Genomic DNA, 19,357 nt, shown 5'->3' with positions numbered 1-19,357 from the left:
GGCTGTCGCCCCCGACGGCCCGAACGACGCTGCGGGCAGCTGCTGCCAGGTACAGCCCGACGTGGCCACGAACAAGATCGCGGCGAGCACTTCCCAGTCACCATACCGACGCCGGCCACCACCCTGCGGCCGCGACGGCGCCTCCGGCACCACCCGCTGGAACACCACCCACAACTCATCCGGCACCAGCCGCTCAACAATCCCCACCACGACCGAAAGACTACCCAATCCACCAAATGAGATGACGTCTTAGCGTCCCGGTGGCGGGGGCGTTGGTCGGCTGGCGCGTTTTGCGTCCGGTACCTTTTTCTGATGCAGGGGCGTTCTCTCGTGTGGCGGGGGAGTGTCTGCCGTCGGCCGAGCCGGCGTCCACTGTGACCGTGGTCTGGGAGAGGCTGGAGTGTCGTGATCCGTGCCGGACGTACTGAGTTTGTGGTGGACCGGAAGGGCCTTGCCGAGCTCATGGGCGTGAAGTGGGGTACGTTCCGGACGGTTCAGCCCTACACGGCGCCCGGTTTCCCCGATGCGATCAGCTCGGCGGGAGCACAGGTCCTGTTGTGGGACCGCCAGCAGGTCGAGGCGCACCTGGCGCACCGGACAATGCCCGCCTTGCCGCTACAGGACTCAGACGACGACTTGCTCGACCGCCAGGAGGCGGCCGCAATGGCGGGGGTGCAACCCCGGAGCTGGGACGGCTACAAGAAGGATCCACGGCTCGCTACCCACACTGTGAAGGTATGCAGGGTCGAGCACTGGCCCCGCGGCATCGTGCAACGCTTCACGGCGTCCCGCGGAGTGCCCTCACAGCCCCCGGGCCGGCCGACCGGATCGGGCGACATGGTGCCGCGCGATCTGCTGCCTGGTCGCATCGCCAAGCTCCTTGACGCCGACCCGGCTGTGACGGCTGCCCACACCGTCGACGTCTTGGGCGTCTCGGTCACCACGGCACAGAAACACTTGGCCCAGGCTCGGGGTGCTCGAATCGCGGATCTGCTGAGAGTGGAGCCGGCGCTCGACCCCGAGGAGGCCGCCGTTCGACTCGGCTTCCCCGCCGCAGTCCGCCGCACCGCCATCGCACTCGCACTTCAACTGCAGACCGACTCCGCCCAGCACTGACGCGGGGATGCGCCCTACCCGGGAAGCCACCCACCCGACAGGCCCGCGGTAGCTACGCCTTGAGCCATGCGATGGCCCCAGATGCTGTTTTCTGCCCGGTGGGGGCGGGCGTCGTGGGTCCGGTGCCGGCGGGGTGGGCGGCTCCGCTTCGCTGCGCCACCCACCCCCTGCCTGCGGCCTGACGCGCGCTGCGCAGCGCGTCAGGACCGAGCGCTCCGCGCTCTCCGCAGGCGCCGCGTGCCGGTCTCCGCTGCGCTGCGCCCGGACCGAGCGCTTCGCGCTCTCACGCGCTGCGGGGCTGCGGCAGCCGGGCGCCCTGGTCCGCTTCGCTCCCAGGACGCCCTCGCTTCGCGCTGCCTCGCCCCTTGCCCTCGGCGCTTCGCGCCTAAGGGGCGGCCGGCTCCGCCCCCACTGCCCGCCCCCACCGGGCAAAAAACAGCATCTGACCTGCGGTTACTTCACTCTTTCGATGGCGGCTAGAGCCCCAGATTTCGCCGTAAGTGCTGTACTGTTGTCTTGTTGGTAGGGGAAGCAGCAAAGGCCCCCTGGCCGAAGAACCCCACCCCCGTCCAAGGGACAACCATGACCTTCACGCATGCGGCTGCTCCGTACGCGGTGACGATCCAGCCCGACGGCTGGTTCGAACTCGCCGACTGGACCCCTACCGCGTCGGCGGCGGCCGACGCCCTGAACTGCCGGCTCGCCTGCCCTGTCGCCGTGAGCGCTCAGCTGACGATGTGGGTGGACGAGGTGGTGCGGGTGGCGGAGCGGTTCCGTTCCGGGTCGGGTGGCCTGCGGGTGACGTTCACCTGGCCTGCCGGCCTGCGGGGCGCCGCCTCAGTGGGCTCGGTCGGCGTGGAGCGCCACGGGGTGGCATACGTCGGCCCCGGGGGAGGCGTGCGCGTGCGAGCGGCATGGCTGCGGCGGAGTCGTCCCGGTGGACTGGTGTCGGGAGCACGGGAGCGTGGTCGGGCCGGTGATGGAGTGGCACTCCGGAGGCGGAATCCGCTGCACGGAGTTGAGGCGGCTGCGTACGGACGCCAGGACGGCGGCCGCCCCCTTCAGTTGAGCGATGAACGGAGCTGATACGCCGACGCCCACCAGCGGTGGCTCTACCAGCCTGTGGACACATCAAATCCGCAAGGATAATCTAGAGTCAGAATTTTTCTTTGACTCCAAAGTTTGGGGAATCCTCGTGACTACACCTGTGTTGGACCTCACCGCAGGCGACGCCGGCAACCAGGTCGAGAGCTGGGAGGAACTGCGGCACGCCGTCGAGGAGTCCGGCGGCGTGCTTCGCGTCGTCATGTGGCTTCTGCGCGATCTGGAGCACGCCGGCCGCCTCGGCGTTCACGTCCGTGCCAGCATCAGTCGCCGCCTCGACGGCCTCGGGCTCGCCCACCTGCCCGCCGATATCCCCGGCGAGCAGTACGCAGTCATCACTCTTTACAAGCGCGGCACCCCTGCTGCCGCTGTCGTCGACGCCGTGTTCCGCGACGGCAGCAGCAAGGCGGCCGAAGTAGCACTCCGCCGTATGAACACCTCGAGGGACGCCGAGAAGCTCCAGGTCGTCACCGAGAAGGTGGAAGAGCTCGCCAACATCCTTCTCGACAAGGAATAGGAGCCGGCCGCGGCCAGCGGAACGACGTCGGACAAGGGATGCCCGCTTTGCAATCCCCGGCAGCCGGGCGTCGGTGCTCAGGCGGCCCGTCGTACTTCTATGGAGCTGTGCCCCGGCGGCCGTAGTCGAGATCGACGCAGGCCCTGGAGGCTGGTTCCGGCTTGTGCTGGATCGCGGCATCTGGGACTCGCTCCGCTCCACTGAGAGACTGGGTTCCAGAGGGCCGGGAGGGGTGCGGCCCAAGCCACTTGTCGCCTCGTCCCCCACGCTGTCGCGGTGGCTCTCGGGCAAGACTCTGCCCTCGGAGAGGGCGTTGCAGGAGTTCTGCAACGCCTTCAACCAGGCGGTTCGCGTCGCTGGTGCGCCCGGCACGGAGATCGCGCCTGCCGAACGCGTGCAGGGCGAGAGTCGGCTCAAGGCTGCCCAGGCCACCCCGAGGTCAGGGCCGCTCGTGCCCAGGGGGTAACTCGCCCTGAGGCGGGCGGACCGCGACCGTCTTGAAGCCGAACTCGCCAGCGCCGGAAGGGAGCTTGCCGACAAGGGCGAGCAGCTGGAGGCCGACGCGGCCAAGGCCCGGGAAGCGGAGGACACCAATAGACGCCAGATCGAGAAGTTCGCCGCTCCGCTGTCCGTCGTGTCCACGTCCTCCAGCGCGACCGTGCCCGTTTGCAACAGGACCTGGCCGCAACGCAGCGGGAACTCGCTGCCATACGCGTCGACCGCGATGCCGCACGCCGCGAGCTGGCCGAGCTGCGCGACGAGCTCGAGCAAGGCCGTGCCCGACTGACTGATCACCCTGACACCGCCGCGACTCCTGCGGCCCTGAAGAACGTAGAGGGCGCCCTGGCCGACGCGCACCAGGCATTGCACCCTGCCGTCAGGATCCCGCCGGCCGCGTTGCACCGCGCTCGCACCAGGTCGACATCACCAGCAGCCAGCTGCGCTCGGCCGGCGGGTATCTCGCCGCCCGACGGCTCATGCGCACCATCGCCTCCACCTGGCCGCGCTACACATCTATTTCGTGGTCATCGAGCTCAGCCTCCGCCTCGATGACGACGGGACCTGCACCACGGGCATCCGCCTCGCCCGGCAGTTGCAACGCCATGTGCCCGCGTGCGCTACTACGAACTCGATGGACACTTCTGCGGCTCCGACCCCGTACGTAAGGCGTGGTTGCGGATGCGCGGCATCCGGTTGGAAGACGTGTTCTGGCTCCTTTCCGGACTATCGAAACGCCCCAAATCTCCTAATCCGTCCAAGTCTGGGGAGCCGTCCGCTCTCCTCGAGCGGACTGACAGGCCACAGCGCCGTGAGGCGGGGGCTTCACCGGTGAACTCACCAAACCCACTCACCAGCACGCCCATTACGGCGACGTCAGCGTCCACATGGGGCTTGCCACTGGGCTGCCGGGGCTGGGGGATGGTGTGCTTGTGTCTTCACCTGCCCTGGGCATGTGCCGGTCGGTACGATCGCTGGAATCCGCAGGCTTGTTCGGAATGTCGGCGACGGTCGAGGAAAGTGTGCGGAAGAGGGCCCCTGCCGGTAACAGGGGCCCTCTGACTGTCCGTGTGGTGCCCGCGTCGTGCCCAGGAGGACTTGCGTTCAGTTTCACCACGGCACGCGGGCAATAGGCAAGATCGAATAGGGGTTCATGCGCGTTCCGAACGCTTGATGTCCGGTCAGCGTCCATGGCACGCAGGGCGTGAGGGAAGTTCGGAACGGCGGGACGCCGGTCGTGGCAGGGGTTGGGCCGGTTGTGTTCCGGGCGATGTCCGGTTACTTGCCGCTGCCTTCGGCGACGGTGTGGGCGACGAGCGCGTTGGCGTGGCCGTGGCCGAGTCCGTGCTCGGTCTTGAGCCAGGTGACGAGTTCCATGTGCTTGGTCAGGGGCGAGGTGTAGATGAGTTCCTTCCACTCCGCGATCGGGCGGCCGTACTTCTTCTCGATCGAGGGGAAGTAGCTGGCGGGACCCTTCACCGGTGCCGTCATGGGCGTTGTCCTACCTGTTCGTTTCGAAGAGTTCGTGGTTGCTGTTTCTGCGCCCGGCAGGCCGGGGGATGTCGCTAGTTCTGCGGGGCCGGGAGCGCGGTGGCCAGCCGGACGGTGATCGCGGTCAGCCACAGCAGGCCGAGGGCGGCTGCGGCGGTGAAGGCCAGCACGGTGGCGGAGGACGCGGCGAACCCCGCGAGGACGCCGAACGGCACCAGGCGGGAGCCAAGGGCCCAGCCTCGCTGTCGCCGGGCGGCAAAGTGGCGGGCCAGCATCAGGAAGGATGCGCACAGCGCGAGGAAGCCCACCATGGCGCTGAGCATGTGGAGCGCGCCGTGCCAGCTGAGGGAGGCTGCCGGGGTCTCGGGGGTGCCGACGGGAAATCCGGCACCCGGGTCGGCGGTGAATACCGCGGCGAGGAGGAACGAGGCACCGAACACGCGGATCAGCCGCGGCGCCCAGCGGTCTTCGAACGTGCCGGCCAGCATGCGGCGGATTCCGGCGGCCCCGGCGATGGCCAGCGCGCCGGTCAGCAGGAAGCTCGTGACCTGGATCCATCCCAGGTCACCGAGACTGAGCTGGCTGATCGCGTTGCGGGTGAAGTCGAAGCCGTCGCGGGCCAGCCCTTGGACCGCGCCGGCGCCCAGGAACAGCGGACCGGCCGCGATGCCCCCCGCAAGCAGGACCCGCGTCTTCGGACGCCTGGTCGGGACAAAGGCGGCAGCTGCTGGAGCGCCGATGGCCTGAGTCATGTAATCCCCCTGAACAGAACTAGACGGTCTGGTACTCGTTCGGAACCAGGCGCTAGAGTAGCCAAAACAAAACTAGACTGTCCAGTACTGACGAGGGGATGGGCCATGGCCGCGAGCGAGGAAGGCCGGTCGGCACGCAAGCACACGGCGATCATCCACGCGGCGACCAGCGTGTTCATGACCAAGGGCTACGCCGGGACCAGCATGGACGACATCGCGAAGCTCGCCGCGGTCTCCAAGCAGACCGTCTACAAGCACTTCACCGACAAGGAGAAGCTGTTCGCCGAGATCGTCCTTGCCACCACCGACCGCGTCGACGCCATGGTCGACCTGGTGGCCGACATCCCGGCCGACAACCAGGCCCTAGAAGACAACCTCACCCACCTGGCCCGCCAGTTCCTGACCGCCCTCACCCAGCCCGAAGTACTCCAACTCCGACGCCTGATCATCGCCAACGCCGACACATTCCCCCAGCTCGGCGCCGCCTGGTACGAGCAGGGCTTCGAACGCGTCCTGGACACGCTCGCCACCACCTTCCAACGGCTCGACGACCACGGGCTCCTCCGCATCGCCGACCCTCACCTGGCCGCCAACCACTTCTCCGGCCTGCTGCTCTGGATCCCCGTAAACAAGGCCATGTTCCACGGAAGCCCGCAGCACACGCAGGACGAACTCGACCACTACGCGACCGTCGGCGCCAGGGCCTTCCTCGCCGCCTACCGCTGACCTCAGCAATACCCAACCGGGCCGCCCCTCGCGCGGTATGCGACCAGAACCGCCGCAGACCTGAACCCGCAGCCTGCACCAACTCGACCAGTCGTCAACACCTTGGCTCTATAGACGACAAGTGACTCCAGTCGGAAGGTGAGTTCTGACTCCACCTCGCGTGGGTGGAGTTCGTGTTGACGGGATTTGGCTCCAGTGGAGGGCTGGTCGTGGGAGCATCGGGGGGCTAGCGAGCGTGAGGGGACTTCAGTGCCCGGCTCCAAGGTCGAGTTGTATGCCGCGATCCGTCGTGATGCGCGGGACGCCGGTCTGTCCAGTCGCGCGCTGGCGTTGAAGTACTCGGTGGGCCGGCACACGGTCGCTCTCGCGCTGGAGTCGGCGTGGCCGACTGCCCGGAAGCGGATGCCGCCCCGGGCATCACGTCTTGATCCGTACAAGCTGGCCATCGACGCGATGCTGCGGGCTGATCTGGACGCTCCGCGCAAGCAGCGGCACACACTCACGCGGATCTTCCACCGGCTGCTCGACGAGTACGGCGCCGAGGAAGTGTCCTATGCGATGGTCCGCGACTACGTCTTCGACCGGCGCCGCGAGATCCGAGTCGAGGAAGGCCGCGGGCCCCCGGCCTCGTTCATCCCGCAGACCCACCGCCCTGGCGATGAAGCCGAGGTCGACTTCGGGGATGTGTGGATCAACCTCGGCGGCACCCTGACGAAGTGCTTCCTATTCTGGCTGCGGCTCTCGTACTCGGGCCGGTCCGTCCACAAGATTTTCGCGTCCTGCGGGCAGGAGGCCTTCCTCGAAGGCCACGTCCACGCGCTGAACACGCTCGGCGGCGTCCCCTACGGCAAGATCCGCTACGACAACCTGCGGGCGGCGGTCGCCCAAGTCCTGGGCCTGACGCGGCGCCGAGTGGAATCCGAGCGGTGGACCGCGTTCCGCTCGCACTATTCGATCACCAGTTTCTACTGCCACCCAGGCATCGAGGGCGCCCACGAGAAGGGCGGGGTCGAGGGACAGATCGGCTGGTTCCGCAGAAACCACCTGGTCCCCGTCCCGCAAGTGGACACCCTCGCGGAGCTCAACGTGCTGGTCGAGCAGTGGGACCGGCAGGACAACGACCGCCGCATCCGGCTCCGCCACAAGACCATCGGGGAGTATTTCCAGGCCGAACACCCGCTGCTGGTCCCGCTGCCTGACGAGGTTTTCGAGACGGGGTTCGTCTCCTCGGTGCGGGTTGACCGGTACGGGCAGGTCTCGGCCCGCACCAATCACTATTCGGTGCCGGTGCGGCTGATCGGCCAGATGGTACGGATCGTCCTGCACGCCTCCGAGCTCGTCGTCTACGACGGCCCCAAGGAAGTGGCCCGCCACGAGCGGCTGATCGCCAAAGGCGGATCCCGCCTCGACCTGGACCACTATCTCGAGGCCCTGGTCCGCAAGCCCGGAGCCTTTCCCGGCGCCACCGCGCTCGAGCAGGCCCGTTCGGCCGGCAAGTTCACCCCGGTCCACGACGCCTGGTGGCAGGCCGCCTGCAAGGCCCACGGCGACCCCGAGGGCACCCGGGCCCTGATCTCGGTCCTGCTCCTGCACCGGCACATGGCCCACGAGGACGTGGTCGCCGGGATCGCGACCGCCCTGAAGGCTGGCGCGCTGACCGCGGACGCCGTCGCCCTGGAGGCCCGCAAGGCAGCCGACACCGATGCCCGCGTGCCAGCCCCGCAACAGGAACGGACGCCGCGCCCGGCCGAGGGTGGGGCGACGGTGACCTCGCTGACCGCGCGCCGGCTGGCCGCGCTGCCACCCGATCCCAGGCCGCTGCCATCGGTGGCCGCCTACGACGAACTGCTGCGGCTGCTCCGCCGGCACGCCGGACCATCCGCCCAACAGGGGGAATCATGACCGCAAAGCGCAACCGGGGACTGACCGAGGAAACCGCGGACGCTGCCGTGGACCAGGCATGCCGGATGCTGCGGCTGCCGACGATCCGGGCCCAGTACCCGGAACTGGCCGCGGCCGCCGCACAGGACCAGATGACCTACCGTGGGTTTCTGGCCGAGCTGCTGATGTCGGAATGCGACGACCGGGCCCGGCGCCGCTCCGAGCGGCGCATCAAGGCCGCCGGCTTCCCACGTGACAAATCACTCCGGGCCTTTGACTTCGATGCGAACCCGGCCATCGACCCTGCCGCGATCCATACCCTGGCCTCCTGCGACTGGGTCAAGAAGAGCATGCCGCTGTGCCTGATCGGCGACTCCGGGACCGGGAAATCACACCTGTTGATCGCACTCGGCACTGAGGCCGCGATGCAGGGCTACCGGGTCAAGTACGTCCTCGCGACCAAACTCGTCAACGAACTCGTCGAAGCCGCCGACGAGAAACTCCTCGCCAAGACCATCGCCCGATACGGCCGTGTCGACCTTCTCTGTATTGACGAGCTGGGATATATGGAATTGGACAGGCGCGGCGCCGAACTCCTCTTCCAAGTTTTGACCGAGCGCGAGGAAAAGAGTTCCGTGGCGATAGCCTCCAACGAATCCTTCGGGGGCTGGACCAAGACCTTCACCGATCCCCGGCTCTGCGCGGTCATCGTGGACCGCCTCACCTTCGGCGGCAACATCATCGAAACCGGCACCGACTCCTACCGCCTGGCCGTCACACGGGCCCGCGCCGAAGCGGCCGCAGCGGTCACGAACTGACGTCTGCCCCGGTCACAGGGCTAGAGCCTGTCTCTTCGATGAGCTGATCAATTGATCGGCGCCCCCCGAAGGCTTGCGGCATCGCGCATGGAATCCTGGCTGCATGGATACGTTCGCGAACCGACTCGACGGTGGGTGGAAGTGGTGGGAGGCCGCCATCGAAGAAGCGCAGGAAGGGCGCTGGGTCCGTGACGCCGTGGAACGGCAAGTGATTAAGGACATCGGGGCCGCCACAAACCCTCTCCATGGTGGGCGGGCGGCCCCGTTCACCGAGGACTCGTGGCACGTGCGCATCGGGAGGATTGCGAACTGGGCCGGGGTGCTGCGGCTCGCTGCCCGGTCAGGCGGGTGGGTACTCCAACCGGTCGCCGGAGTTCACCCACCGCACCCCGCGGGGATGGCCGAGCTGTTGTCTGGCATCTACACGGTCGGCGAGCAAGGAGAGATCTGGATGCAGCAGCTCTTGAAGGGCGAACTGCCACCAGAAGAGGAGATCGCGAAGGCCGAGGGCTTCCTTACTGGGCCGGGGTCCGTCGAGGACCTTGAGCTCTTCTTTTACGACTGAATCACCGCTCAGTCGGTGATCGATGTCCAGAACGGCCAAAATGCTGGTCGCTCATGCGTCCAAGGTGGAGTCACTTCTCACATTCAGATCTTGGCCCTGAGGACCCTGAACGGAGTCAGAACTGACCTACCGCTGGAGTCAGTTGTCACTGACGCAGCCAGCTGATGGCCGTCCAGCGCGAGAACACCTCGTCGACCGGCCCGTACACACGGGAATAGACGGGCCGTCGACCTGGCCGACCGCTACAACCGCCTGCCCGGCCGGGTACGCACGGAAATTGACGACCTGCCGGCGAGACGCTCGACGCTCCGGCCGAGTCCGGGCCCGTATGCGCGGGAATCGTCGGTCGAGCGGGGTTACTTGCTCGGCTCTCGCCCTGTCCGGCCCGTATGCGCGGGAATCGACGGATGAGCGTGGAGTGCGCCGCCGGAGACGAAGCCGCCGCGCGGCTGGCCCGCATCAACGAGGGCCTCGGCGGGGGAGTGGATATGGAGGAAGAGACGGCGCAGCTGCTGAGCACTCTGCTGCCGAAGCCGGTGATCCGGCGCTGACTGTAGGTTCCGCGATTCGGTGCGCACTGTACCCGTGAGATGCGCACCGGATGCGCAGTTCCAAGGGGCTGTGCGCACTGACTCCGCACAGTAACCAGCTCGCCGCCTATGGTCGTTCAGAGTCCAGCACGGGTACGCGGGAAGTACGAACAACCGATGGCGTCGGTGCGTTACAGCGACGCGTCAGTGCGCAAGGTCCCGTTCAAGGATCTGCGGTGACATGGTCGGTTCCATGGCGGAAGTTTCACTCCGTCTACGGCCAGGCGCACTACTCAGGGCGGTACCCGTCCGCCACGACGGGCGGCTCCGTGGCATAGGAGAGCCGCTTGGAGCTGGCACGGCTTCTCCTGGCCGACATGGATCCCGCCGTGCGGGGGATCCATGCCCAGCCGTTCCACCTGGACGCTCGGGTAGGCGATCGGGTACGGCAGCACGTGCCGGACTTCCTGCTGATCACGGAGTCGGGAGCGGTGCGGGTGGTGAACGTCAAGCCTGCAGACCGGCTCACGAACCCGGGCGCGCGCGACGTCGGCGTCGCTGACACGCTCGTCCTCCGCCAGCGCGGCAAGCCAGCCACTGATCTCCTCGCTCGGCCAGCACCCCAGTTCTGCGGTCCGGGCACATAACGGCGTCGGAGGACGTCTGCAAGGCGCCGCTCCCTTCCTCTTCGCCGTCTGCACGTGGCCGCCTCTGTTCCGCGGCCGTAGCAGGGCCCGTTGCGCTCTCCCGGTACTCGGCAGGCGGACGAACGCCCGGTCAGGCAGCGGGACCTTCACGTGCCGATCAGCGGCGCAGGCACACCATGGCCGCACAGGCGATCGTGCCGAGTGCGGCTCCCCACAGGACCTGGGCGTGCGTGTGCGCTCCCAGGCACAGTCGGGACCAGGCGATCGCGGCGACCAGGAGGTAGAGCACGCTCCAGCCGGTGCCCAGGTGGAGGGCGAGGAGGGTCACGCTGGCAGCCGCCGCACTGGTGTGCAGAGAGACGTTGGTGGCCAGGGTGCAGGCGAGTAGGAGGGCGGCCAGCAGGGGGGCCATGCTGCCCAGCGTCAGCAGTGCGGTGGGCGCCCCGAGGCTGCGGCAGGCCAGCAGGACGCAGACGCCTGCCAGCACACTCGCGGCCAGCAGTATCAGCCGGGGCCCGCGCCGGGTCGGAGTGAGGGTCGGCCACTTCCCCACGCGCGCCCCGACCAGGGCCATCGCTGCGCAGAGCAGCGCCCAGGCGCCGCTGCCGGACAGTCCCCAGAGCAGCCCGTCCGGGTGTGGCCAGGTGAGGTGCAGGCTGACTGCGCCGCCGGCTGCCACGGGCAGGAGGGGAGGGGAGAAGTAGGTGCTGAGGAGCTGTGCCAGCCTCGCTTGGCCGGTTTCCACGGTGATCGTTGCCATGGCAGGTGAACGAGTGAGTCCCGGCGGGGTTCGTACTCAGGAGCCGGAGCTGTGAGCGTGTCGGTGGGCGACTGTTGTGCGTTGGGGTGAACGGATGACGTTGGTGTCCGGTGAGGGAAGGAGCGGCATGGCTTCAGGGGATCGGTTGCACATCAGTGCGGTGCACAAGGCGTACGGCAGGCGGCCTGTGCTGCGCGGTGCCCATTTCAGCGTGTCGGCGGGGATGCTCGCCGGAGTGGTCGGGGAGAACGGGTCGGGGAAGAGCACTCTGTTGCGGCTCGCTGTCGGCCAGCTTGCCCCGGACCGCGGGACGGTGCGGCGCTTCAGTGCGTTGGGGTACTGCCCGCAGAAGGCGGTGGTCAACGACATGCTCACGGTCGCCCAGCATCTGCGGCTGTTCCAGGTCGCCTACCGGCTACCTGGCCTGGGCCGGGCCTGGGAGCTGGTCGACCTGCTCGGTTTCGGTGGTGAGCGGCGTACCCGAGCAGGGGAGCTCAGTGGCGGCACCCGGCAGAAGCTCAACCTGACGCTGGCGCTCATGCACGATCCGCCGCTGCTGGTGCTCGACGAGCCCTATCAAGGGTTCGACTGGGACACCCATCAGCGCTTCTGGCAGCTGGCGGGGCGGTTGCGCAGTCAGGGCCGCTCAGTGGTGGTCGTCTCTCATCTGCTCCACGACGTGCAGCACTTCGATACCGTCCACCACCTGCGCGAGGGCCAACTGCACGCGCAAGGGACGACCGGGTGAGGCATCAGTGGACCGCTTTCACGGTCGCCCTGGCGTTCACGCTGACGGGTCATCTGCGCAACCGACTCGCGATGAGCATGACCGCCTTCTTCATCCCGACGTGGATCTACGTCGTCCGCGCCACCGCCACCGACAAGACCATCGGGTTCCACAGCAGTGCGCTCGGCATCGAGGTGAGCGCCTCGATGAGCCGCACGATCCAGATCTCCAGTGCGCTGCATGCCGTCACCGTGATCTCCGGGTTCATGATGTTCATGGCCACGTTCAGCGCCCGGGACATGGACCAGCGACTCGTCCTGGCCGGATACCCCCGTCTGCAGCTGCTGGCAGGCAAGCTCGTCGCCCTCCTCGTCATCACCGCACTGCTCACCGGCTACACCACCGGCCTGCTGTACCTGTCCTGGCCGTTGACCCAGCCCGTGGCAGTCGCCGCCGCCGTGGCCACGGCCGCCCTGGCCTACGGCGGGCTGGGCATCATGGCCGGATACCTGATGCGCGGCGAGCTCGAAGGATTCTTCGTCGTGGTGATGACCACGCTGATCGACGTCGGGCTGCAGAGCCCCGTCTCCAACCCGACGGGAAACCAGACCGGGCTGCAGGCCCTGCCCCTGTACGGCCCCACGCAGGCAGCCTTCTCCGCCGCCTTCACCCACACCCCCTCGCTCGCCTGCGCGGCCCGCGCGCTGCCCTGGTTCGCCGCCACCAGCCTTCTGGCGCTCGCCCTCTTCCATGTACGCACCCGACACGTCAGCCCACCCGTCACTCCCCCGCACGCAGCCGCTCCTTCCCTGCACGAACAGGAAGGCGCGTCCACGGTGACCCTCGCGGACCGAGGGTGCGACTAGACGGTGCGGCTGACTCAGATGCGCCGGCAGTCGCCGTTCGCAGGTCTGGCCAGCGCGGGCGGTCGCGGTTGTGACCCCGTACGTCCGGTGCTCGTTGGGACTGGGGTGAAGGATGAATGGCTACGACGCACGGGCGGCCCCGCAGTGGCCGGGGGCTCCGATGCCGCTGTCCCCGCACCGTGGCGGCGATGGCGTGCGCCACAAGTCTCGTGGGTCCCCATGCAGGCGGAGTGTCTGTCGGGACGTACGGTGGTGATCACGGGCGCCTCCCGCGGGATCGGGGCCGCCACGGCCGAACACCTGGCCCGCCAGGGCGCGTACGTGATCCTCGCCTGCCCGTCGTCGACGCAGGGACGCGCGGCAGCGGCCCGGGTGCACAGCCTGGTGAGGTCGGCGCGGGTGGAGAGCGTCGTGTGCGATCTGGCCTGCCTGTCGCGGGTGCGGGAGGCGGCCGGGGAGATCACCGTCCTTGCCGGAGGGCGGCTGGACCTTCTGATCAACAATGCCGGAGTGGCCGCGCTGCCCTCCACCCGTTCCGCGAACGGCTACGAGATGCACTTCGCGGTGAACCACCTCGGCCATTTCGCGTTGACCGGGCATCTGCTGCCCGCGCTGTTGAACACCCTTGAGCCTCGTGTGGTGAACGTGTCCTCCGTCCTGCACTGGTTGGGCCGTCGCACCGACCGCCCGCACGCGCCTCGCCGCTATCACCGGTGGGCGGCCTACTTCGACTCCAAGCTGGCGAATCTGCACTTCACGCATGGCCTCGCCACCTGGGCCCGCGACCGCAGGCTGCCCCTGCGCGCCGTCGCGGCCCACCCGGGCCTGGTCAACTCCAGCCTGGGCTCCAGCGCCTTGCACGCAGACGGGCGCCACGTCGAAGCACGGCTGCTGAAGGCGATGCAGGAACGGTGGCATTCGCCGTCCGACGCGGCGTGGTCGCTGGTGCGCGCCGCGACCGATCCCCACCTGGCCAGCGGGGACTTCGTCGGCCCGGGCGGGCGAGGGGAATGCTCGGGCCCCCCGGTGCCTGTGCGGGCTGCGCGCCGTGCGCGCGACGTCCACGCCATCGAGCGGCTCTGGCACCTCTCCCAGGAACTGGCCGCACACCCGTTTCCGTCCGCCGTCCCGCCCTCGCGGCGAGACACCTGACGGTTTATCGGCGGGCGCACCTTCAAGGACCGCTTCACCCGCTTCGCCGGGACCACCGGGGGCACGGCCCGCCGCCGCGCTGCGCGACCTCGCGGGCGCCTGCGTAGACGTGGCGAGCTCCCCGTCCTGGCCTCGGCCTGAGCCCCGACCTCGACCACACCACGACGATCTCTCTCCCCCGCCGAGACCCCCGGATCAGCCCATGCCGAACCACCCGCTCATCGTCCGCCTGGGCCGCACCCGCCTCTTCACCCGCCTCGCCCCCCACCTACTGCCGGCCTGCGACCTCACCGTCCACCGGCTTACCCGCGGCCGATTGCTCCCCAGCCGCCTGTTCCTCACCACCGTCATCCTCCACACCACCGGCCACCGCACAGGCGCCCCTCGCACCACCCCCCTGTGCGCCCACCACAGCCCCGACGGCAGCTGGCTCGTCATCGCCAGCAACTTCGGCAGAGCACACCACCCCGCCTGGAGCACCAACCTTCTCCACACCCCCACCGCCAGGCTCACCTCCGGCAGACAGTCCCACGACGTGACCACCCGGCTGCTGAGCCCCGAGGAAAAGACGGCGCACCACCACCGCATCCTCGCCGCCCTACCCGTCTACGACACCTACACCGCCCGCACCACCCGCGACATCCGCGTCTTCCACCTCGTCCCCCGTCCTTAACAGTCCCTCTCGTCCACGACGCCGTTTCCGGGCGCTCTCGTGGCAGTTGTCGACCGCGACGAACAGAAGCAGGATGTTGTCCTCGGCAGCGGTGACGACGATGTCGGCCTGGGCACCGCCCTTACCGGGGTTGGCCCAGGTCGCGGCGGCGGGCAGCCCCACCTCGGACATGTAGTCGGCGAGGCGTGTCCAGCCCGCGCGGGCAGCCACCGCATCCCGGGCGACCTGCAGGGCGGCTCGGTTATACCCAGTGCGGTCGAGCCCGGCGCCTTCCTTGTCCGCTTCTTCCGCGACCAGCAGGACTGCGTCCTTTGGTACTTCTACCTGCGGCCCGGCAGCTCAGCCTTCGTGGTGCACTCCCACCTGGAGTACGAGTACGAAGCTCACTCCAGCGGCGGCGAGTTCAACGGGAACAGCGACATCGACGACTTGGACGAGCAGATGGAGGCTCTCCAGTACTGCGCTCTCACCCTCCTAGTAGTGCTTGGTCAGGTTAGGGCTGGTGTGGGTATGCCGCGGTGGCAGGTGGGGCAGACGCCGGTCCATGTCGCGAGGAGGATCTGTAGCTCGCGGACGATGCGGTAGAGGCTCAGGCCGGCGCCGTGTCTTTTGGGGCTCTGGCCAGTCGTTGCATGGTGCAGAAGGCGTGGGCGACGGAGACGAGGGTCACGTGGTGGTGCCACCCGTTCCAGGTGCGGCCCTCGAAGTGGGCAAGGCCCAGGGCCTGTTTCATCTCGCGGTAGTCGTGTTCGATGCGCCAGCGGAGCTTGGCCAGGCGGACCAGGGCGGTCAGCGGGGTGTCGGCGGGCAGGTCGGAGAGCCAGAACTGAACGGGTTCGTCCTGGTCTGCCGGCCACTCGGCCAGGAGCCAGCAATCGGGCAGTTCCGGGCCGTCGACGGCCTGGCGGACTTCGCGTCCGGCAGGCCGGATCCGCAAGGTCACGAACCGCGAGTACATCCGCTTGAAGCCGCTGCGGCCGGTGCCGGGCCGGGAGCCCTCACGCCACTGCACCGGCTTTGCCGCCTTCCGGCCCGCCGCGATGACCAGCTGTTTCACCGACTGCGGCTTGTCAGGATACTTCGCCACCGGCGGGCGTCCGGTCCCGGAGTATGGATCGGCCACGGGAACCGCGTGGCCGGGCTGGGCCGAGAGGGTGGTGGAGATTCCCACGACGTAGCCCAGGCCGCGGGCCTGCAGGCCGTGCCGGAATGCCGCCGCGTCTCCGTATCCGGCGTCCGCGACGGCCACCGGCACCTCGATGCCCCAGGAGCGGGTCTCGTCGAGCATGTCGAGTGCGAGTTGCCATTTCTCCACATGCCCGATGTCGTCGGGAATCTGGCAGGCGATGCGGCGGGCGACCTTGTCCGGGTCCGCCTTCACGGACCCGGGCGCCCAGGTCTCGGGCAGGAACAGCCGCCAGTCCACCGCCGCCGAGGCGTGATCCGAGGCCAGGTGCAGGGAGACGCCCACCTGGCAGTTGGTGACCTTGCCCGCGGTGCCGGTGTACTGCCGCGACACACACGCCGAGGCATTGCCGTCCTTGAGGAAGCCGGTGTCATCGAAGACCAGCACGGTGGGCTGGATCGCCTTTTCCATCCTCCAGGCCAGCCGGGCCCGCACATGCGCGGGATCCCACGGGCTGGTGGTCACGAAGTGAGCCAGAGCCTGCCGGTTTCCGTCCTCCCCGAGCCGGGCGGCCATAGGTTCGACCGACTTGCGCTGCCCGTCAGTGAGCAGGCCTCGCAGGTAGACCTGCCCCCACCGACGCTGGTCGTTCCTCGCGAACGGCTCGAAAACCTCCGCCGCGAAGTCCTCCAACTCGCCACGCACAGCCGCAATCTCGTCCGGAGTCACACTCTCTCAACGCAACACCGAACCAGAAGGACACGCTCAACCACAACCGACCTGACCAAGCCCTACTATCATCCTGACCTCGAACAAGACCTTCAGCGAATGGGGCCAGGTTTTCGGCGACGAAGTCCTCGCGACTGCGATCCTCGACCGCCTCCTGCACCACTGCGAAGTCGTCGCCATCAACGGTCCCAGCTACCGGCTGAAGAACCGCCTCAAGGCCATCGAGCGCGAGACGGAAGTCGCCTGATCCGGGAGTTCAATCCTGGCCCAGCTCCTCGCCCGGCGGGATGAAGGCGTCGGCACTGTCGGCATTGTCAACATGCCCGTGAGCGTCCATCGTGATGGCCGTTGCCCGGCCCTGCGAGGTGATCAGCCACGCGAGTACCTGTTCCGTGAGCGGGGTGTTCCCCGGGCCCTCGTCTTTCCAGTGGGCCCGCCAACCGCCACCAGGAACTGCGGCTACGACCTGGTCGGCCTTCTCAAGGTGGGAGAAGTCCTCGTAGTCCGTGACGGGACGCATGGCGCCTCGCTTCGGGTCGACTACAAGCGCCGTTCCAGTTGCCGGGTCCCATGCCTCCACCCGCACCATGCGGCCGATCTCGGTCTCGGTGCCATTGAAGATCGCGGTCCAGCCGGTCTGATTGAAGTAACGAAGGTCCACCGCCCCATCCTCTCGCATGGCGATGAGCGCAGCGGGTGGCTACTTGCTCTGCACGTTCATCCGTACGCACCTCTGCACATAGGCAAGTACGCCGACACCGTGCGTCCGCTCGCTTCCGGGGTGGCGTATGAGCAGAAGTTCGACGGGTGGCTTCGTAGGTGAGAGCGGAGACCGGTGGTCGACGAGTCTCAGCAGCGGTTGTTGATCACTGTGCCGGAAAATATCGCAGAGAGCTGGCACCGCTGTTGGGTGTCTGCAGTGTCAGTGGCTGCTGAGAACATCTAGTCATGACTGACCGCACTGCTTCGATAACTGCCTACTGGGATGCCGCTGCAGCGGCCTTCGACGACGAGCCCGACCACGGGCTGAGGGCTGAAAACACACGCGCTGCGTGGACCCGGCTCCTGAACTCCTTGATGCCAACCGATCCAGTCGACGTTCTCGACATCGGCTGTGGCACCGGGTCGGTGTCCTTGCTGTTGGCCGAGGCTGGGCATCGGCCGACCGGGGTCGACCTGGCGCCGCGCATGGTTGAGCAGGCGCGCACGAAGTTCGAGGCTGCGGGTCGCGCTGGCCGTTTCCTGGTTGGTGACGCCATGATGCCCCCGACCGGGGAACAGCGGTTCGATGTGGTGTTGTCGCGGCATGTGGTGTGGACGCTGCCTGATCCGGAGGCCGCCTTGCGTGAGTGGGTGGCACGCTTGCGGCCGGGAGGCCGGCTGGTGCTGGTCGAGGGGCGTTGGCGTGAGGCAGGCCAGAGCGGTGTCCCATATGTGGCCGGCGCCGAATCGCTGCCGTGGAACGGCGGAATCGGCGCCGAAGACCTTGCCGCGGCCGTGCGCCCTCTTGTTGCCGCTGTGCGCATTGAACCGCTCAGCAGCGACCCAGATTTGTGGGGTGGTCCTGTGGACGATGAACGATATGCCCTGATCGCCGACGTGTGATGCGCTGAGGAAGGTCAGCCCGCGGCGGCTTCATGTTCGGCGGCGCGGGCGCGGGTGGTGGCGAGGCGATAGGAGTCCGTGACCACGCCCTGACGGCCCCGTGGACCCTGTGTCCGATGACCACGGACCCGGCCAAGGCCCGGGAATGGCTCGACTCGTGGACGGATGTGTCCGGCGTCGAAGGCATCGTGGTCAAGCCCCAGACCAGCCGCTACATGCCTGGCCACAGGGGGGCGTGGACCAAGGTCAGACGCCGGGACACCACTGAGGCGATCATCGGCGCCACCACCGGCACCCTCACCCGCCCGCAGCTCCTCGTCCTGGGCCGCCGCGACCAGGACGGCCGGCTGCGCGCGGTCGGCCGTACGGTGCCGCTGCGCACGGAGGCGGCCCGCCTGGTCGCCGAGCATTTGGCGGCCGCCGACCCGGGACACCCCTGGGAGGGCGTCACGTTCGCCGCGACGTGGGGGTCCCGTGACGTCCTTAACGTGCGCCTGGTCCGCCCCGACCTGGTGGCCGAGATCAGCGCCGACCGCTCGATCGACCGGGGCGGCGTGTGGCGCCACCCGCTCCGCTTCAAGCGGCTGCGCCTGGACGTGACCGTGGACGACGTCCCGCGGTTCGGGAAGGGGCCGGCAGCGGCGGCCGGCTGACCGGCGCATCTTGATGCCGGTTTCATCGTTTGGCCACGCATGAAGATCCTTGCTTCCTCCACGCTTGCTGTCGCGGCCCTGCTCCTGGCCGCTGTTCCCGCCTCGGCCGACACCCCCGGCTCGGGCAATGGTGCTATCGGAGAGGGCAATTCATCGCTCGGCTCCGGCGGCTCCGACTTCGGAGACAGTGATGGCCACGCGTTCTCGAACCGCCCTCTCACGAAGACGGGCGACCCGGGGGCCATCTCCGACCTGGTCAACAACCTGTCGAACCCGCAGCCGCAGTGAACAAGCCCTGAGCCGGCCGACGGCATCGACCGTCGTCCTGCCGCCCCGCCTGAGCGGGTACCCGACCGGACCCGGCCATGATCCGGCGGACACCCCCTAAGCTGGGGCCCATGAACGATCGCATGGTGTGGAT

General features: G+C 68.2%; 23 protein-coding genes and 1 pseudogene. 18 read left to right on the top strand and 6 right to left on the bottom strand.

From position 1 onward, the window contains the following. On the bottom strand, window positions 1-228 hold a 228-nt coding region (locus ABZ934_RS32320), incomplete at its 3' end, for a transposase (protein ID WP_361320091.1). Between the two features lie 177 nt (window positions 229-405). On the opposite strand from ABZ934_RS32320, the gene ABZ934_RS32315 reads away from it, so the two are divergent. From ABZ934_RS32315 to ABZ934_RS32305, 3 genes are all read left to right on the top strand, one after another. Beyond that, entirely contained in the window at window positions 406-1,116 is a 711-nt protein-coding gene (locus ABZ934_RS32315) for a hypothetical protein (RefSeq protein WP_361320088.1), read from the top strand. A 582-nt stretch (window positions 1,117-1,698) separates the two neighbouring features. After that, on the top strand, window positions 1,699-2,202 hold the full coding sequence (locus ABZ934_RS32310; RefSeq protein WP_361320085.1) for a hypothetical protein: 504 nt from the start codon (window positions 1,699-1,701) through the stop codon (window positions 2,200-2,202). Between the two features lie 109 nt (window positions 2,203-2,311). Beyond that, window positions 2,312-2,737: a hypothetical protein gene (locus ABZ934_RS32305; RefSeq protein ID WP_361320082.1), complete on the top strand. Its 426-nt coding sequence runs from the start codon at window positions 2,312-2,314 to the stop codon at window positions 2,735-2,737. 1,776 nt (window positions 2,738-4,513) lie between these two features. Here ABZ934_RS32305 and ABZ934_RS32300 read toward each other — a convergent pair. Together ABZ934_RS32300 and ABZ934_RS32295 are read right to left on the bottom strand one after the other, a co-directional pair. Next, a complete protein-coding gene (locus ABZ934_RS32300; RefSeq protein WP_361320079.1) occupies window positions 4,514-4,726 on the bottom strand; it encodes a DUF4287 domain-containing protein in 213 nt (70 codons plus the stop codon). Between the two features lie 74 nt (window positions 4,727-4,800). Continuing rightward, window positions 4,801-5,478 (bottom strand): DUF998 domain-containing protein, encoded by a 678-nt coding sequence (locus ABZ934_RS32295; RefSeq protein WP_361320076.1) that lies wholly within the window; start codon window positions 5,476-5,478, stop codon window positions 4,801-4,803. Window positions 5,479-5,583: 105 nt separating this feature from the next. On the opposite strand from ABZ934_RS32295, the gene ABZ934_RS32290 reads away from it, so the two are divergent. From ABZ934_RS32290 to ABZ934_RS32265, 6 genes are all read left to right on the top strand, one after another. Beyond that, window positions 5,584-6,204 carry a TetR/AcrR family transcriptional regulator gene (locus ABZ934_RS32290; protein ID WP_361320073.1) on the top strand — a complete coding sequence of 207 codons (621 nt, stop codon included), beginning with the start codon at window positions 5,584-5,586 and terminating at the stop codon, window positions 6,202-6,204. Window positions 6,205-6,453: 249 nt separating this feature from the next. After that, the gene (gene istA / locus ABZ934_RS32285) at window positions 6,454-8,106 is read left to right on the top strand and encodes an IS21 family transposase (protein ID WP_361320070.1); all 1,653 of its coding nucleotides are present in this window, start codon (window positions 6,454-6,456) and stop codon (window positions 8,104-8,106) included. Next, complete coding sequence (gene istB / locus ABZ934_RS32280) at window positions 8,103-8,903, top strand: IS21-like element helper ATPase IstB (protein WP_361320067.1); 801 nt, start codon at window positions 8,103-8,105, stop codon at window positions 8,901-8,903. Before istA ends, istB begins: the two co-directional genes overlap by 4 nt. A gap of 103 nt (window positions 8,904-9,006) precedes the next feature. Next, window positions 9,007-9,468 (top strand): hypothetical protein, encoded by a 462-nt coding sequence (locus tag ABZ934_RS32275; RefSeq protein WP_361320064.1) that lies wholly within the window; start codon window positions 9,007-9,009, stop codon window positions 9,466-9,468. A gap of 407 nt (window positions 9,469-9,875) precedes the next feature. After that, entirely contained in the window at window positions 9,876-10,019 is a 144-nt protein-coding gene (locus ABZ934_RS32270; RefSeq protein ID WP_361320061.1) for a hypothetical protein, read from the top strand. Window positions 10,020-10,345: 326 nt separating this feature from the next. Then, window positions 10,346-10,645 (top strand): hypothetical protein, encoded by a 300-nt coding sequence (locus ABZ934_RS32265; RefSeq protein WP_361320058.1) that lies wholly within the window; start codon window positions 10,346-10,348, stop codon window positions 10,643-10,645. A 157-nt stretch (window positions 10,646-10,802) separates the two neighbouring features. Here the strand turns inward: ABZ934_RS32265 and ABZ934_RS32260 are convergent, their stop codons facing one another. Further along, complete coding sequence (locus ABZ934_RS32260; RefSeq protein ID WP_361320055.1) at window positions 10,803-11,405, bottom strand: phosphatase PAP2 family protein; 603 nt, start codon at window positions 11,403-11,405, stop codon at window positions 10,803-10,805. Window positions 11,406-11,532: 127 nt separating this feature from the next. Between ABZ934_RS32260 and ABZ934_RS32255 the strand changes: the two genes are divergently transcribed. The 5 genes from ABZ934_RS32255 to ABZ934_RS32235 all read left to right on the top strand — a co-directional run bounded on the left by ABZ934_RS32255 (window position 11,533) and on the right by ABZ934_RS32235 (window position 15,408). Continuing rightward, window positions 11,533-12,153, top strand: a complete 621-nt coding sequence (locus tag ABZ934_RS32255; protein WP_361320094.1) for an ABC transporter ATP-binding protein — start codon at window positions 11,533-11,535, stop codon at window positions 12,151-12,153. Next, window positions 12,150-12,998, top strand: a complete 849-nt coding sequence (locus ABZ934_RS32250) for a hypothetical protein (protein ID WP_361320052.1) — start codon at window positions 12,150-12,152, stop codon at window positions 12,996-12,998. Before ABZ934_RS32255 ends, ABZ934_RS32250 begins: the two co-directional genes overlap by 4 nt. 219 nt (window positions 12,999-13,217) lie before the next feature. After that, window positions 13,218-14,150, top strand: a complete 933-nt coding sequence (locus tag ABZ934_RS32245) for an SDR family NAD(P)-dependent oxidoreductase (protein ID WP_361320049.1) — start codon at window positions 13,218-13,220, stop codon at window positions 14,148-14,150. 202 nt (window positions 14,151-14,352) lie between these two features. Next, complete coding sequence (locus tag ABZ934_RS32240) at window positions 14,353-14,823, top strand: nitroreductase family deazaflavin-dependent oxidoreductase (RefSeq protein WP_361320046.1); 471 nt, start codon at window positions 14,353-14,355, stop codon at window positions 14,821-14,823. Window positions 14,824-14,862: 39 nt separating this feature from the next. Then, window positions 14,863-15,408: a hypothetical protein gene (locus ABZ934_RS32235; protein ID WP_361320043.1), complete on the top strand. Its 546-nt coding sequence runs from the start codon at window positions 14,863-14,865 to the stop codon at window positions 15,406-15,408. Between the two features lie 4 nt (window positions 15,409-15,412). Here the strand turns inward: ABZ934_RS32235 and ABZ934_RS32230 are convergent, their stop codons facing one another. Further along, window positions 15,413-16,678 (bottom strand): IS701 family transposase, encoded by a 1,266-nt coding sequence (locus ABZ934_RS32230; RefSeq protein WP_361320040.1) that lies wholly within the window; start codon window positions 16,676-16,678, stop codon window positions 15,413-15,415. Window positions 16,679-16,742: 64 nt separating this feature from the next. Between ABZ934_RS32230 and ABZ934_RS32225 the strand changes: the two are divergent. Continuing rightward, window positions 16,743-16,925 (top strand): annotated as a pseudogene (locus tag ABZ934_RS32225) (ATP-binding protein); the annotation flags it as partial. A gap of 9 nt (window positions 16,926-16,934) precedes the next feature. On the opposite strand, the gene ABZ934_RS32220 reads toward ABZ934_RS32225, so the two are convergent. Next, the gene (locus tag ABZ934_RS32220; RefSeq protein WP_361320037.1) at window positions 16,935-17,339 is read right to left on the bottom strand and encodes a hypothetical protein; all 405 of its coding nucleotides are present in this window, start codon (window positions 17,337-17,339) and stop codon (window positions 16,935-16,937) included. Window positions 17,340-17,626: 287 nt separating this feature from the next. Between ABZ934_RS32220 and ABZ934_RS32215 the strand changes: the two genes are divergently transcribed. The 3 genes from ABZ934_RS32215 (at window position 17,627) to ABZ934_RS32205 (ending at window position 19,224) form a co-directional block, all read left to right on the top strand. After that, window positions 17,627-18,283, top strand: coding sequence for a class I SAM-dependent methyltransferase (locus tag ABZ934_RS32215; protein WP_361320034.1), 657 nt, complete (start codon window positions 17,627-17,629; stop codon window positions 18,281-18,283). Between the two features lie 116 nt (window positions 18,284-18,399). After that, window positions 18,400-18,936 carry an ATP-dependent DNA ligase gene (locus ABZ934_RS32210; protein WP_361320031.1) on the top strand — a complete coding sequence of 179 codons (537 nt, stop codon included), beginning with the start codon at window positions 18,400-18,402 and terminating at the stop codon, window positions 18,934-18,936. 39 nt (window positions 18,937-18,975) lie between these two features. After that, window positions 18,976-19,224, top strand: coding sequence for a hypothetical protein (locus tag ABZ934_RS32205; protein WP_361320028.1), 249 nt, complete (start codon window positions 18,976-18,978; stop codon window positions 19,222-19,224). Window positions 19,225-19,357 lie beyond the last annotated feature (133 nt).

It is taken from the genome of Streptomyces sp. NPDC046557 (assembly GCF_040645975.1).
Classification (GTDB): domain Bacteria; phylum Actinomycetota; class Actinomycetes; order Streptomycetales; family Streptomycetaceae; genus Streptomyces.
This window is presented reverse-complemented; position numbering and strand designations above follow the sequence as displayed.

What these genes read in the sequence shown, in the direction of transcription:
- ABZ934_RS32310 (WP_361320085.1), top strand. Translation starts at nt 1,699, where the DNA reads ATGACCTTCACGCATGCGGCTGCTCCGTACGCGGTGACGATCCAGCCC.
- ABZ934_RS32300 (WP_361320079.1), bottom strand. Translation starts at nt 4,726, where the DNA reads ATGACGGCACCGGTGAAGGGTCCCGCCAGCTACTTCCCCTCGATCGAG.
- ABZ934_RS32295 (WP_361320076.1), bottom strand. Translation starts at nt 5,478, where the DNA reads ATGACTCAGGCCATCGGCGCTCCAGCAGCTGCCGCCTTTGTCCCGACC.
- ABZ934_RS32290 (WP_361320073.1), top strand. Translation starts at nt 5,584, where the DNA reads ATGGCCGCGAGCGAGGAAGGCCGGTCGGCACGCAAGCACACGGCGATC.
- istB (WP_361320067.1), top strand. Translation starts at nt 8,103, where the DNA reads ATGACCGCAAAGCGCAACCGGGGACTGACCGAGGAAACCGCGGACGCT.
- ABZ934_RS32275 (WP_361320064.1), top strand. Translation starts at nt 9,007, where the DNA reads ATGGATACGTTCGCGAACCGACTCGACGGTGGGTGGAAGTGGTGGGAG.
- ABZ934_RS32270 (WP_361320061.1), top strand. Translation starts at nt 9,876, where the DNA reads ATGAGCGTGGAGTGCGCCGCCGGAGACGAAGCCGCCGCGCGGCTGGCC.
- ABZ934_RS32260 (WP_361320055.1), bottom strand. Translation starts at nt 11,405, where the DNA reads ATGGCAACGATCACCGTGGAAACCGGCCAAGCGAGGCTGGCACAGCTC.
- ABZ934_RS32255 (WP_361320094.1), top strand. Translation starts at nt 11,533, where the DNA reads ATGGCTTCAGGGGATCGGTTGCACATCAGTGCGGTGCACAAGGCGTAC.
- ABZ934_RS32245 (WP_361320049.1), top strand. Translation starts at nt 13,218, where the DNA reads ATGCAGGCGGAGTGTCTGTCGGGACGTACGGTGGTGATCACGGGCGCC.
- ABZ934_RS32240 (WP_361320046.1), top strand. Translation starts at nt 14,353, where the DNA reads ATGCCGAACCACCCGCTCATCGTCCGCCTGGGCCGCACCCGCCTCTTC.
- ABZ934_RS32215 (WP_361320034.1), top strand. Translation starts at nt 17,627, where the DNA reads ATGACTGACCGCACTGCTTCGATAACTGCCTACTGGGATGCCGCTGCA.
- ABZ934_RS32210 (WP_361320031.1), top strand. Translation starts at nt 18,400, where the DNA reads ATGACCACGGACCCGGCCAAGGCCCGGGAATGGCTCGACTCGTGGACG.
- ABZ934_RS32205 (WP_361320028.1), top strand. Translation starts at nt 18,976, where the DNA reads ATGAAGATCCTTGCTTCCTCCACGCTTGCTGTCGCGGCCCTGCTCCTG.